Here is a 14,008-nt window from a genome sequence, read left to right on the forward strand (position 1 = left end):
GCGCCCGGCGGCAGGCGCCCGGCGGCACGCGGGCGCCGCGGGGAAGGGTGCGCGGGGGTCGAGTGCTGCCGAGGGGGTGACAGCCCGCAGACGGGGTCGTGGCGGCGACAGGGGGCCTCGCAGGCGGGGCCACCCGTCGGCTCGCCAGGAGTCCTCACCACCGCCGACGTCGACCCCACGAACTCGTGCCCCAGCGCGCCGGACCACCACCAACAGGTGCGTGCCCGTCGCGCGACACGCACCTCTCCCCCGGCGGCGTCTACCGGGGCGGCGGCGCCACGCTCTCGCGGCGCACCAAAGTCGGCGCCACCGTGCGGCGTGGTCGCGCTGTCTCACCGTCGCTGATCTGCTCCAGCAGCAGGCCGAGGGTCTCGTGTGCCACGGCGGCGAAGTCCGGGCGCACGGTCGTGAGCGGCGGGATGAAGTACGCGGCCTCGGGCACGTCGTCGAAGCCCACCACGCTCACCTCGTGCGGGACCTTCCTGCCACGCTCGCTCATCGCGCGCAGCACGCCGAGGGCCAGGTGGTCGTTCGAGCAGAACACGGCCGTGACCTCGGGCATCCTCGCCAGCATCTGGCCCGCCCGGTAGCCGGAGGCGGCGCTCCAGTCCGCCGACACGAGTGGCGGGACCTCGGCGCTGACCGAGTCCAGGGCCGCCCGCCAGCCCTGCACGCGGCCTGCCGCGTCGAACCAGTCTGCGGGGCCCGCCACGTGCCAGACCGTCTCGTGGCCCGCGTCGATCAGGAGTTTCGTGGCCTCGAACGCGCCCGCGGCCTGGTCCACGGTGACGAGCGGGGTCGCGCGGTCCGGGTCGCCGTCGACCGTGACCAGGGGGACGCCCGCCGGGACGTCGGCCAGGGCGTCGGCCGCCGAGGAGTTGGGGGCTATCACCACGATGCCCGCCACTCGCTGGTCGCGGTGGCGTTCCACGGCGGCGGCGATCGAGTCGCGGTCGAGGACCTTGACCCTGCCAACGCTGACCGCGAAGCCGGCCTCGCCCGCCGCCTCCTCGAAGGCGGACAGCAGCGAGGCCGGGCCGTACAGGGTCGAGTTCTGCGCCACTACGCCGATGAGCTGCGTCTTGCCGGTGACCAGGGCCCTGGCGGCGCGGTTGGGGCGGTAGTCGAGCTCCTTGATGGCCGCCTGGACGCGCAGCCTGGTCTGCTCGCGGACGTTCGGGTGGTTGTTGAGCACACGCGAGACCGTCTGGTGCGACACCCCGGCGAGTCGAGCGACATCGGTCATCGCGGGGTCACGCGAGGTCTTCTCCACTGGCGGTCTCCGATCCTTGATCTGCGCCGGTGATGTTAGCGATAACACCAGGCCGGCATCGATGCAGTGCTCATTGTCCACTCAATCCAGCCGGAATGTGGCACGTCGGCGCGCGTCGCGGTCGCCACCTGGTCTGGACAACTCCACGCGGCCGTCCCGGTGGGCGAGGTACGTGTCCGTTCCGGCGCGCAACGACACCGCGCCGCCGTCCGCCAGTCCCGGCACGCGGGCGAAACTCGCCGCGCGGCCGTAGGAATCCGTGTCCTCGAACGGGTCCACGCGGACCACGTCACCGTCCACCCGGACGTAGCGGTCCGGGAAGTTCACCGACTGCAGCGCGACCGTGCCCGCGCCCAGGAAGCCCGGCACGAAGCGGAACTGGCTGTCCGCCACGTCGCGGACGTTGCCGTCGACCCGCAGCCGGTACTCGTAGTGCCGGACGACGAGCGACGGAGCGTCCAAAGGCGACAAACGCACCACCGGCCCGCCCCGGCCCACCGGGACGCCGAACGACGGCGTGCCGTCCGCGTTCCAGTACACCTGCTGCACGCGCGTGTGCCGGTTCGGGTCGAACAACGGGTCGCCGGTGATGTCGCGGTAGTCCCGCGCGTGGTAGACGAGCACGTCCGTCGAGCCGGCCGTGGTGAACGAGTTGTGCCCCGGCCCGTACTGCGAGGTCGCCGCGGACGTCGCGAACACCGGCGAGGGCGACTTCGTCCACGACCGCGCGTCGAGCAGGTTCGCGTTCTCGTCGGCCGTCAGCAGGCCCATGCAGTACCGGGCGTCGGTCGCGCTCGCGGAGTACGTCACGAACACGCGCCCGTTGCGGATCAGCACGGCCGGGCCCTCGTTCACCTTGAACCCCTGCACCTCCCACGACAGCGTCGGCGTCGCGATGCGCACCGGCGCGGTCTTCAGCGCGAGCGGCGAGGCCATCTCGGCGATGTAGAGGTTCGAGTTCGTCGCGATGCCCGGTTCGCTCTGCGCCCACAGGAAGTAGCGCTTGCCGCGGTGCGCGAACGTGGTCGCGTCGAGTGTGAACGTGTCCCACGCCGTCGTCATCTGCCCGCGCAGCACCCAGCCGCCCTCGCGCGGGTCGGCGTTCGGCGACTCGAGCACGTAGGTGCGGATGCGGAACGGTTCGTCGGAGTCCCCGGCGGCGAAGTACACGTACCACTTGCCGTCGATGCGGTGCAGTTCCGGCGCCCAGATGTAGCCGCCCATCCTCCCGGACGACGGACGCCGCCAGATGGTGCGCTCGCGGGCGGCCGCCAGACCGTCCAGAGTGGACGCCCCGCGGATCACGACGCGGTCGTACTCGGGCACGGACCCGGTCAGGTAGTACATGCCGTCGGTCGGCGGCGTGACGAACGGGTCGGCGCGCTGCTCGACGAGAGGGTTGCGCGTCGGCAACCCCGGATCGTCCGAAGGGGCGGCGGCGACGGGAGCGGCGGAGGTGAGCGCCCCGGTCGCGGCGAGCACGCCGCCCGTGGCCAGCAGGGAACGTCGGGTGATCACGAGCGGCTCCTGATCCGGAGGAACGTGACGGAGTGGGGCGGGAACGTGTGGGTGAAGCTGCTCGCCACCCTGACCTGCTCGGCACGCGAGCGGATCGGCTGGGCGAACTCGGTGTTCACGTCGTCGGGACGGCCCTGCAGCACGGTCGCGCGCGCCGTCGACGACACGGGGACGCCGAGGTCGATGCGCGTGCGGGCGGCGTCGGCCTGCGCGTTGACCACCTTGACGATCAGCTCACCGGTCCTGAGGTCGCGGGTGACGACCTGGCGGAACGGCTCGGCGACCTTGTCGTCGGTGAACTCGCCCCACTTCTGGCCGTCGAGGTAGAGCGCGACGTGGCGTCCGCGCACCTCCACCCGGACGTCGTAGGTGCGGCCGGTGTCGATGCGGGTGCCGTTGGTGATCAGCGTGTTCTTCCCGCCGCCCACGGCCTTCTCCACCGCGGACTGGGTGTTGTTCCAGCCGCCGAGGTTCCACCAGTAGTAGTTGCCGGTGTCCTGCACGCCGAACGCGACCAGGAAGCCTTCACGTCCGGACTGCTTCGTCGCCTTGACGTTCAGCGTGTAGTCGCGCCAGCTCTTGTCCCCCGCCGTGACGAGCGTGTCCTCGGCGGCGGCATCGGACTGCACGTACGCGCCGTTGACGACGTTCCACGCGCCACGCCCGGACTTGGTCCACCGCGCGTCACCACCGGAGAAGTCGTCGCTGAACAGCGTCTGACCGGCCGCGCTGGTCACGTTCACATCGTCGTAGGTCGCGGCGGTGGCCCAGGTCGAGAGCCCGATCGCACCGGTGATCGGGGCCTGCGTGGACGGCGTGGCGGACGCGGTGCTCGGCACGACGTGGTCGCCCACGTTGTTCATGAAGAGCTTCTGCACCTCGTAGCTGGCCGAGCCCCACGACGCGTGGTTGTTGAACCAGATCATGTCCGGCCGCCACTGGACGTAGTCCTCGTTGGCCAGCAACGGCGCGTACGAGGCGAGCTTCACGACGTCGGCGTTGCGTTCGAGTCCGGTCATGAACGCCGCTTCGCTCAACGCGTTGAAGTACTTGTTGTCCTGCGAGGCGTACTCACCGAGGAACACCTTGGGACCGTTGCGGTCGTAGGAGTCGTAGCGGTTGTTGTTCTCCAGGAACCAGCTCGGGCTGTTGTAGTAGTGCTCGTCGACCATCTTCACGCCGGCCTGCCTGTTCAGCTGCCACAGGCGGTCGAACGTGCCCCCGGTGTCGTCGGGACCGGAGTTGCTCACGACTGTGATGTCCGGGTACTTCGCGGCGATGGCGTCGCGGAACCGCACGAACCGCGCCATGAACTCGTCGGGCAGGTTCTCCTCGTTGCCGACCGCGAGGTGGGTGAGCCCGAACGGCGCGGGGTGCCCCATCTCGGCGCGCTTGCGGCCCCAGACCGAGTCGGCGGGCCCGTTCGCGAACTCGATCAGGTCGAGCGTGTCCTGGACGTGCCGCTGCAGCAGCGCGGGGTCGTCGGTGGCGCGGTTCTGCCCGCACCCGGTGACCAGCGCGGGCACGACGGGCAGCGGCATGGCGCCGATGTCCTCGGAGAACTGGAAGTACTCGTAGTAGCCGAGGCCGTAGGACTGGTTGTAGCCCCAGAAGTTCCAGTTCGTGGCGCGCTGCTCGACCGGCCCGATCGTGTCCTTCCACTGGAACGAGCGGCGCCGCTCGTAGTTCGGCGCCTCGTAGCCGTAGTGGCTGCCGGTGTTGACCAGGCACCCGCCGGGGAACCGGACGAAGCCCGGCTTCAGCGCGGCGACCTTCTCGGCGAGGTCGCGGCGCAGGCCGTGGCCCTTGTAGGTGTCCTGCGGCAGCAACGAGATCATGTCCAGGCGCAGCGTTCCCGTGCCGGCGCCGGTCACCAGGAGCCGGCCCGTGGTGGTGGACTTCTGCGCGCGGATCGTCCCGGTGTAGCGCGCCCAGCCGTCGCCGCGGACCTGGACCCGCACGGGGTCGCCCAGCGCCGTTCCGGCGGGGTCGGTGACCGCGGCGGTGAGCTGCGCACCCTGGTCGGCGCGTGCCCAGACGGAGAAGTCGTAGCGCTGACCGGCCTGGACGGCGATCCCGCTGTTGTAGCCGGAGTTGATGACCCCGGCGGGCAGGCCAAGCCGCAGGTAGCGGCGGTTGCGCTCGTTCAGCCGGCCGGCGTCGTCGACGACGTCCACGCTGCCGCTGTGCGGCGCCCACGAGGTCAGGCCGTGGTAGCTCGCGTTGTCCGCCGGGTCGTACTCGAACGAGCGGTTCTGCACCAGCTCGGCGTACAGGCCTCCGTCGGCCGCGCGGTTGATGTCCTCGAAGAAGACGCCGTACATCGAGTCGTCGATCGACGCGCCCTTCTTCGTCGCGTCGATCTTGAGCGTGTAATCGGTTTCGGCGGCCGCCCCGGACCCGGGAACGGCGACCAGGAGGCTTGCCGCGAGAGCGGCGCTCACCATGACGTGCTTGCGGACCACAGGGCTCCTCCAAGCTCGGAAGTGAGCGTTAACATAGGGCTGCCAACTCGTTACGGGCAACCCCTTGACGCCAAAGTTGTGAGCGTTCACTCTTGTCCACCTGACAACCGCGGACACGCGGTCGAGCTCCGCGACACCGTCGTCACACCGGAGGAATCCCAGTGCTGAAGAAGATCACGACAGTCGCCAGCGTGGTCCTGCTGAGCGCGCTCACCGCGTGCGGGTCGGGAGGCGGTGGCGGGAACACCGGCTCGTCCGGTGGTGACACCATCACGATGGGCTTCGCCCAGGTGGGTGCGGAAAGCGGCTGGCGCACCGCCAACACCAAGTCGATCCAGGACGAGGCCAAGGCCGCCGGGATCGACCTGAAGTTCTCCGACGCGCAGCAGAAGCAGGAGAACCAGATCAAGGCGATCCGCTCCTACATCCAGCAGAAGGTCTCGGTGATCGCGTTCAGCCCCGTCGTCGAGACGGGCTGGGACACGGTGCTGCTGGAGGCCAAGCGCGCCAACATCCCGGTGATCCTCACCGACCGCTCCATCGACTCCGACGACACGTCGCTCTACAAGACGTTCCTCGGCTCGGACTTCGTCGAGGAGGGCCGCAGGGCGGGCGACTGGCTGGTGGCCAACGCCTCCGGCGCGACGAACGTGGTGGAACTGCAGGGCACCACGGGCGCGGCGCCCGCGATCGACCGCAAGAAGGGCTTCGAGGAGAAGATCGCCGCCAAGCCCGACATCAAGGTCGTCGCGTCGCAGACGGGTGACTTCACCCGGTCCGGCGGCAAGCAGGTCATGGAGGCGTTCCTCAAGTCGCAGCCGAAGATCGACGTGGTCTACGCGCACAACGACGACATGGGCCTGGGCGCCATCGAGGCGATCAAGGCGGCGGGCAAGGTGCCCGGCAAGGACATCAAGATCATCACCGTGGACGCGGTGAAGGACGGCATGCAGGCGCTGGCCAACGGCGAGATCAACTTCATCGTCGAGTGCAACCCGTTGCTGGGCAAGCAGCTGATGGACCTCGCGAAGAAGGTCGTGGCCGGTGAGCAGGTGCCGGAGCGGGTCGTGACCGAGGAGGGCACGTTCACGCAGGAGCAGGCGAAGGCCGCGCTCCCGCAGCGCCAGTACTGATCCACCGCCCCAAGAACCCGCGGGACCCGTTATGGACGCGCATCCGGGTAACGGGTCCCGCGGCCCCAGCGACGAAGGCGCAGAGCCCATGACCGAATCGCCGCCACCTGTCGTCGAGATGCGGGGCATCAGCCTCGCGTTTCCCGGCGTGAAGGCGTTGCAGGACGTCGACTTCCGGCTGTTCCCCGGCGAGGTGCACGCTCTCATGGGCGAGAACGGCGCCGGGAAGTCCACGCTGATCAAGACGCTGACCGGCGTGCACCGCCCCGACGGGGGCCAGGTCGTGCTGGCGGGCGACGAGGTGGCGTTCTCCTCCCCCGGCGAGGCGCAGCACGCCGGGATCAGCACGGTGTACCAGGAGGTCAACCTCTGCGCGAACCTCACGGTCGCGGAGAACATCATGCTGGGCCGCGAACCGCGCAGGTTCGGCGGCATCGACTTCCCGGCGACGCGGCGCCGTGCCGCCGAGGTGCTCGCGCGCATCGGCGTGCACGTCGACCCGGCGTCGAGCCTCGGTGAGCACCCGATCGCGGTGCAGCAGCTCGTCGCCATCGCACGGGCGATCGCCGTCGACTGCCGGGTGCTCGTGCTCGACGAACCGACGTCCAGCCTGGACGCGGGCGAGGTCGCGGAGCTGTTCCGGATCATGCGGGTGCTGCGCGACGAGGGCGTGGCGATCCTGTTCGTGTCGCACTTCCTCGACCAGGTCTACGAGATCTCGGACCGGATGACGGTGCTGCGCAACGGAACTCTCGTCGGCGAGCACCTCACCGCGGACGTCGACCGGCGCACGCTCATCGCGCAGATGATCGGCCGCGACCTCGGCGCGCTGGAGGCCATCGAGGACGCCGCCGAGAAGCGCAGCGCGCAGGGTCCCGTGCTGGTCGAGGCCGACGGACTGGGGCGGCGCGGCGCGATCGAGCCGTTCGACCTGGAGATCCGCGCGGGCCAGGTGATCGGGCTCGCCGGCCTGCTCGGGTCGGGCCGCACGGAACTCGCCCGGCTGCTCTTCGGCGCCGACAAGGCGGACAGCGGCAGACTGCTCGTCGACGGCGCACCGGTGAAGCTGCGCGGTCCCCGCTCCGCCATCGCGGCGGGCATCGCGTTCAGCTCCGAGGACCGCAAGGGCGAGGGCCTAGTCGCGGACCTCTCCATCCGCGACAACCTCGTGCTCGCGATGCAGGCCGCGCGCGGCTGGACGCGTCCGCTGCCGCGCCGCACCAAGGACCAGCTGGTCGACAAGTACCTGAATGCGCTGGACATCCGTCCCGCCAACCCCGACGCGCTGGTGCGCACGCTGTCCGGCGGCAACCAGCAGAAGGTCCTGCTGGCGCGGTGGCTCGTCACCGAGCCGCGGCTGCTGATCCTGGACGAGCCGACCAGGGGCATCGACATCGGCGCGAAGGCGCAGATCCAGCAGCTCGTCACCACCCTCGCCGCCGAGGGCACCGCGGTCCTGTTCATCTCCGCGGAACTGGAGGAGGTCGTGCGCATCTCGGACCGCATCGTCGTGCTGCGGGACCGGCGCAAGATCGCCGAGCTGGACGGCTCGGCGACCGGGGTGGACGAGGTCGTGGAACTGATCGCGGGCGGCGCGGCGCCGGAGAAGGTGGTCTCATGAAGAACCGGCTGCTGTGGCCGTTGCTCGCACTGGCCGCGCTCCTGCTGCTCAACCTCGCCGTGACGCCGTCGTTCTTCGCGCTGCGGTTCCAGGACGGGCACCTCTACGGCGGTCTGGTCGACGTGCTGAAGAACGGCGCGCCGACGTTGCTGATCGCCCTGGGCATGACGCTCGTGATCGCGACCCGCGGCATCGACCTCTCCGTCGGTGCGGTGGCGGCCATCGCGGGCGCGGTGACGTGTGTCCACATCGGAACGTCCGGCGACGCCGGCACCGCGATCGCGGGCATGGCCATCGCGCTGGTGCTGTGCGCGGTACTGGGGCTGTGGAACGGGTTCCTGGTGGCGGGCCTGGGCATCCAGCCGATCATCGCGACGCTGGTGCTGATGACGGCGGGCCGCGGTGTCGCGATGCTCGTGACCGAGGGCCAGATCGTCACCGTCAACAACACGGCCTACAAGCAGGTCGGCGCCGGGTTCCTGGTGCTGCCGATCTCGATCCTGATCGCCCTGCTGGTGCTGGGACTGGTGGCGTTCGTGACGCGGAAGACCGCGCTCGGCATGCTCATCGAGGCCGTCGGCGTGAACCCGGAGGCGTCCCGGCTCGCGGGGGTGCGGGCCCGCACGATCATCTGGACCGTCTACGTGTTCGCCGCCGTCTGCGCGGGCATCGCCGGGCTGATGATCAGCTCCAACGTGAGTGCGGCCGACGCCAACAACGCCGGGCTGTGGATCGAGATGGACGCGATCCTCGCCGTCGTCATCGGTGGCACCTCGCTCGCCGGCGGGCGCTACTCGCTCACCGGCACGCTGCTCGGCGCGCTGATCATCCAGACCCTCACCACCACCGTCTACACGATCGGCGTCGCACCCGAGGTGACGCTGGTGTTCAAGGCCGTCGTCGTCATCGCCGTGTGCCTGGTCCAGGCGCCGAAGGCCCGCGCCGCACTGAGCTTCCGGAAGGTGGCCGTCTCATCATGACCACTCTCGCCCCTCGGGTGCCGTCGCGGTTCCTGCCCGCGTTCGCGACCGTCGCGCTGTTCGTGCTCGCGTTCGGCATCGGCTCGGCGCGCTACGACGGCTTCGCGTCCGGCCAGGTCGTCGCGAACCTGTTCATCGACAACGCCTTCCTGATCGTGCTGGCCGTCGGGATGACGTTCGTGATCCTCAGCGGCGGCATCGACCTGTCCGTCGGCTCGGTCGTCGCGCTCTCCACCATGGTCACGGCCTCGGGGCTGCGCGCGGGGTGGCCCGTGCCGCTCGTGATCGTCGCCGTGCTGCTGATCGGCGCGACGCTCGGCCTGCTGATGGGCCTCGTGATCCACAAGTTCGACATCCAGCCGTTCATCGTCACGCTCGCCGGCATGTTCCTCGCGCGCGGCCTGTGCTTCCTGATCAGCGTGGAGTCGGTGTCCATCAAGGACAGGACGTTCCGCGACGTGGCCACCGCCGCGATCGAGCTTCCCGGCGGCGTCACCATCACCTACAACGTGGTGATCGCGCTCGTCGTCGTCGCCGCGGCCATGTACGTGCTGCACCGCACGCGTTTCGGCCGCACGGTCTACGCGGTCGGCGGCAACGAGTCGTCCGCGCTGCTGATGGGCCTGCCGACGACCCGCGTCAAGGTCGGCGTCTACGTGATCAGCGGTCTCTGCTCGGCGCTCGCGGGCCTGCTGTTCAGCCTCTACATGCTGTCGGGCTACGGCCTGCACGCGGTCGGCATGGAGCTCGACGCCATCGCGGCGGTCGTGATCGGCGGAACGCTGCTGGCGGGCGGCGTCGGGTACGTGCTCGGCGGGCTCGCCGGGGTGCTGGTGCTCGGCACGATCCAGACGCTGATCTCGTTCCAGGGCACGCTCAGCTCCTGGTGGACGAAGATCGTGATCGGCGTGCTGCTGCTGGTGTTCATCGCCGTGCAGCGGTCTATTGTGCGGCGGTGAGCCGACGCCTGCTGCTGTCCGTCCTGGTGGCCGTGCTGGTCGCGGCCACCGGCGTGGTCCTGCTGCGCGACCGGGAGGGCGTGGCGGGAACGCCGGTGGCCGGTACGACCAGCGCGGCCGCGACGACCACGACGACGGTCGCGCCGCCACCCCCGACGACGACCACGACGACCACCACCGTCACGTCCGCGCCCGCGGCCACGCCGTTGGCGGGCCGGATCAAGCCCGGGGTGCCGCGGACCGGCGTCGCGACGTTCTACGACTCCGACGGCGGCGGCGCCTGCTCGTACGACCCCGGTCCCGACCCGCTGACCACCGCGATGAACCGGACCGACTACGAGGACTCGGCCGCGTGCGGCGCGTTCCTGCTGGTCCAGTCGGGCGGCAAGAGCCTGACGGTGAAGGTCACGAACCTCTGCCCGGAGTGCCCGCCGGGCAACCTGGACCTGAGCGCGGAGGCCTTCGCCCAGCTCGCGCCGCCGGTCAAGGGCCAGATCCCGATCACCTGGACGCTCGTCAGCCCGGACACGTCCAAAACCGTCGCGCTCCGCTACAAGTCCGGTTCCAGCCAGTACTGGTGCGGCATCCAGGTGCTCGACCACCGCAACCCCGTGGCGCGCCTCGAAGTGCAGGCGGGCGGCAAGTGGCGGGCGCTGAAACGCGCCGAGTACAACTACTTCCTCGCCGAGGACGGCGCCGGCTGCGGCGGAGCGGTCGCGGTCACCGACGTGCACGGCGAACGCCTGGTCACCGCCGCGCTCCCGGTCCGGCCGGACGTCGTGCAGGCCACCGGCCTGCAGTTCCGTCGTGCGGGGGAATGAGCGGCCGACCAGAATCGTTGATCGTGGACATGGCGAACGCGGAACTCAGCCCGACCGAGTGGGTGCAGAACCAGACCAAGACGATCCTGGAGACCGGGACGACCGAGGGCGTCAAGGTCCTGGGCAGGCCGATCGTGCTCCTCACGGTGCGCGGCGCGAAGAGCGGCAAGCTGCGCTACACCCCGGTCATGCGCGTCGAGCACGACGGCAGCTACGCCGTCGTGGCCTCCAAGTGCGGCGCGCCGGAACACCCGACCTGGTACCACAACATCAAGGCGTACCCGGAGATCGTGCTGCAGGACGGCGCGGAGGCGAAGGACTTCACCGCCCGCGAGGTCGGCGGCGAGGAACGGGCGCGGTGGTGGGAGCGGGCCGTCGCGGCCTTCCCGAACTACGCCGAGTACCAGGAGAAGACCGACCGGGAGATCCCGGTGTTCGTGCTCGACCCCCGCTGACCGGTGGAGGTGGCTCGGCCCCAGGGCCACCGCCGCTGACCGGGGAAGGGTGGCCCGCACCCGAGACGCCGCCCGCCGACGGGTGGGGTGGCCCGCACTCAGGCCCCCGGCGACCGGCGGAGAAGGCACTCACCCGAAGTGTCCCCGCTGACCGGAAAAGGTGGCCCGCTCCCAGGGCCACCCCCGCTGACCGGTGGAGGTGGCCCCGCGCCCGAGGCCACCTCCCGTCAGGTGGTCAGCTCCCGGTAGGTGAAGCCACCGAAGTCGGCCCACGACGTGCTCGGGGCGCCATCACTGGTCGCGTACAGTCCGATGTGGACACCCGTGAAGCCGCCCGCGGCCTGGGTGCTGAGCATCCGCCCGTCGAACGGCTCGCCCAGCGGCTGCCACTCCCCCGCGCCGGCCGCGACCAGCGCGCGGTGCTCCTGGCCGCGCGCCTCGAAGCACAGGCGCACCACACCGTCCTCCACCTCGGCGGAGGCCAGCACCTCCTCCCGTCCGGCGGCCCGGGACACGAGCGTCACCACCCGGCCGGCGCCGAGCAGCAGGCGCACGTGGTGCTGGTCGTTCTGCAGCAGCACCAGGCCCGCCGCCTCCGCCGGTCCCGCCGGGGTGAAGTCGAGCTCGCAGGAGGCGTGGAAGTCCCGGTGCTGCTGCCGGCGCAGCACCAGGCTCGGCGTGACCGGTCCGGTGATCGACTCCGGCCGCACCCGCAGCCTCAGGTGACCGGGTCGGTCCGTCACCGACCAGAACACCTCGTCCGGCGTGCGCAGGAACATCCAGGCCGGGTCGAACGAGGCGAAGTCGTCGGTCGGCCCTGCCTGCGGCCACGGGTACGGGGCCAGGTCGGGCAGGTCGTAGGCGGCCTCGACGCGCCCGGTGCCGGGGCTGAAGACCGGACCGCCCGCCTCCCACGTCACCGGCACGAGGAACGTCTCGCGGCCGAGGTTGTAGACGTAGCCGCCGTAGGGCCGGGTCGCGAGCAGCACGGCGTACCACTGGCCGTGCTGCGTGCGCACGAGGTCCGCGTGCCCGGCCGCCGCGATCGGGTGGTCGCGGCCCAGGTGCCGGTGGGTCAGCACCGGGTTGAGCGGCGACCCGCGGTACGGGCCGGTGACGGTGTCCGCGGTCGCCACGACCACCGAGTGCTCGAAGTCGGTGCCGCCCTCGGCGCACACCAGCACGAAGCGACCGTCCACTTCGTACAGGTGTGGCGCCTCGAGCCACGTGGAGTCGCGCATCGCCCCGGTCCACAGCACGTGCTCGTCGCCGACGAGCTCGAGGTCCACCGGGTCGAACTCGCGCATCCAGATCTCGGTCTGGCCCGGAGTGCCGCCCGCGACCTCGCGGGTCGCCGTCCACCAGGCGCGGCCGGTGCCGTCGAAGAAGAGCGACGGGTCGAACCCGTCCGCCTCGGGCAGCCAGATCGGCTCCGACCAGTCGCCGGCCGGGTCCGTCGTGATCACGAGGAAGTTGCCGCTCTTCTCCTTGCCGTCCACCAGCGTGCACACCACGAAGAAGATGCCGTCGTGGTGGCGGATCGTGGGCGCGTAGAGGCCTCCGGACGCCCGCACGCCCCGCAGCGGCAGCTGCGACGGCCGGTCCAGCACGTGACCGAGCAGCCGCCAGTGCACGAGGTCTCGGCTGTGGTAGACCGGCAGTCCGGGGAAGTACTCGAACGTCGAGGTCACCAGGTAGTAGTCCGATCCCACCCGGCACACCGACGGATCGGGGTGCGAGCCGGGCAGGATCGGGTTCTCGAACTGTCCCAAGTGGACTCCCGGGTTACGGGTTGAGCCGGGTGTACGCGGGTTTGCGCACGAGGTTCTCGTCGAACAGGCACGCCGCGCCCTCGCCGGGGAAGACGTCCGGCACCCACGAGTGCCGGTCGGTGAAGCCCCAGGTGGTGAACTCGACGCACCTCTTCACGGCGTGGCACGCGTCCCAGACCTGCTCGAAGTAGTCCGCCTGGACCTCGAGCTTCTCCGGCGTGACCGGCAACGGGATCCGCACGTCCGCCTCGGTGATCGCGACGTCCAGGCCGAGGGCCGCGAACCGCGCGATGTTCTCCCGCATGCCGGCCGGGAAGCCGTACAGGGTCGAGAGGTGTGCCTGGATGCCGACGCCGTGGATCGGCACGCCCTGCCTCTTCAGCGAGCGCACCAGCTCGTAGGTGGCGTCGCTCTTGGGGTTGAGACCCTCGATGTTGTAGTCGTTGATGTAGAGCTTGGCCTTCGGGTCGGCCTTGTGCGCCCAGCGGAACGCGTCGGCGATGTAGCCGTCGCCGAGCTTCTCCTGGAACACGGTCGGCCGGCGCGTGCCGTCCTCGTTGAACGCCTCGTTGACGACGTCCCACGCGCGGATCTTGCCGCGGTACCGGCCCGCCTCCACGGCGATGTGGTCCTTCACCACACCGCGCAGCTCGGCCGCCTCCAGCCCGCCGACCCAGTCGGGCAGCTGGCTGTGCCACACCAGGGTGTGACCGCGCACGGACTTGCCGGTCCTGCGGGCGTAGTCGACGATCGCGTCCGCGCCGGACCAGTCGTACTGGCCGCGCACCGCCTCGACGGTGCCCCACTTCATCTCGTTCTCGGGCGTCACGCTGTCGAACTCGCGCGTGAGCACCTTCTTGTAGTCCGCCTCCGCACTCAGGTGCTGGGCGGCCACCGCACTGCCGACGTACCTCTTCGTGACACTCTTCAGCGGTCCGGAGGCGGACGCGGGGGCCACCTGGACGAGCAACAGCAAGGCGGCGATGCCCGCCGTCAATCGAGTTCGCACGA

General features: G+C 70.4%; 11 protein-coding genes. 6 read left to right on the plus strand and 5 right to left on the minus strand.

The window, feature by feature from the left end; all coding sequences use genetic code 11:
- Positions 1-259: 259 nt before the first annotated feature.
- The 3 genes from ABZX02_RS37350 to ABZX02_RS37360 form a co-directional block, all read right to left on the minus strand.
- The gene (locus tag ABZX02_RS37350; protein WP_355305707.1) at positions 260-1,273 is read right to left on the minus strand and encodes a LacI family DNA-binding transcriptional regulator; all 1,014 of its coding nucleotides are present in this window, start codon (positions 1,271-1,273) and stop codon (positions 260-262) included.
- 81 nt (positions 1,274-1,354) lie between these two features.
- Positions 1,355-2,791, minus strand: coding sequence for a family 43 glycosylhydrolase (locus ABZX02_RS37355; RefSeq protein WP_355305709.1), 1,437 nt, complete (start codon positions 2,789-2,791; stop codon positions 1,355-1,357).
- Positions 2,788-5,256, minus strand: coding sequence for an alpha-L-arabinofuranosidase C-terminal domain-containing protein (locus tag ABZX02_RS37360; RefSeq protein ID WP_355305710.1), 2,469 nt, complete (start codon positions 5,254-5,256; stop codon positions 2,788-2,790). The genes ABZX02_RS37355 and ABZX02_RS37360 overlap by 4 nt, the downstream gene beginning before the upstream one ends.
- A 161-nt stretch (positions 5,257-5,417) precedes the next feature.
- Between ABZX02_RS37360 and ABZX02_RS37365 the strand changes: the two genes are divergently transcribed.
- The 6 genes from ABZX02_RS37365 to ABZX02_RS37390 all read left to right on the plus strand — a co-directional run bounded on the left by ABZX02_RS37365 (position 5,418) and on the right by ABZX02_RS37390 (position 11,225).
- On the plus strand, positions 5,418-6,389 hold the full coding sequence (locus ABZX02_RS37365; RefSeq protein ID WP_355305712.1) for an ABC transporter substrate-binding protein: 972 nt from the start codon (positions 5,418-5,420) through the stop codon (positions 6,387-6,389).
- A gap of 88 nt (positions 6,390-6,477) precedes the next feature.
- Complete coding sequence (locus ABZX02_RS37370; RefSeq protein WP_355305714.1) at positions 6,478-8,010, plus strand: sugar ABC transporter ATP-binding protein; 1,533 nt, start codon at positions 6,478-6,480, stop codon at positions 8,008-8,010.
- Positions 8,007-8,990, plus strand: a complete 984-nt coding sequence (locus ABZX02_RS37375) for an ABC transporter permease (RefSeq protein WP_355305716.1) — start codon at positions 8,007-8,009, stop codon at positions 8,988-8,990. Before ABZX02_RS37370 ends, ABZX02_RS37375 begins: the two co-directional genes overlap by 4 nt.
- The gene (gene yjfF / locus ABZX02_RS37380; protein WP_355305718.1) at positions 8,987-9,949 is read left to right on the plus strand and encodes a galactofuranose ABC transporter, permease protein YjfF; all 963 of its coding nucleotides are present in this window, start codon (positions 8,987-8,989) and stop codon (positions 9,947-9,949) included. Before ABZX02_RS37375 ends, yjfF begins: the two co-directional genes overlap by 4 nt.
- Positions 9,946-10,770 (plus strand): expansin EXLX1 family cellulose-binding protein, encoded by an 825-nt coding sequence (locus ABZX02_RS37385; protein ID WP_355305720.1) that lies wholly within the window; start codon positions 9,946-9,948, stop codon positions 10,768-10,770. Before yjfF ends, ABZX02_RS37385 begins: the two co-directional genes overlap by 4 nt.
- Positions 10,771-10,799: 29 nt before the next feature.
- Positions 10,800-11,225, plus strand: coding sequence for a nitroreductase family deazaflavin-dependent oxidoreductase (locus tag ABZX02_RS37390; protein ID WP_355305958.1), 426 nt, complete (start codon positions 10,800-10,802; stop codon positions 11,223-11,225).
- 227 nt (positions 11,226-11,452) lie between these two features.
- Here the strand turns inward: ABZX02_RS37390 and ABZX02_RS37395 are convergent, their stop codons facing one another.
- The gene (locus ABZX02_RS37395) at positions 11,453-12,997 is read right to left on the minus strand and encodes a glycoside hydrolase family 43 protein (protein WP_355305722.1); all 1,545 of its coding nucleotides are present in this window, start codon (positions 12,995-12,997) and stop codon (positions 11,453-11,455) included.
- A gap of 13 nt (positions 12,998-13,010) precedes the next feature.
- On the minus strand, positions 13,011-14,006 hold the full coding sequence (locus ABZX02_RS37400; protein WP_355305724.1) for an endo-1,4-beta-xylanase: 996 nt from the start codon (positions 14,004-14,006) through the stop codon (positions 13,011-13,013).
- Positions 14,007-14,008 lie beyond the last annotated feature (2 nt).

The sequence above is a fragment of the Lentzea sp. NPDC003310 genome (genome assembly GCF_040610935.1).
GTDB lineage: Bacteria > Actinomycetota > Actinomycetes > Mycobacteriales > Pseudonocardiaceae > Lentzea.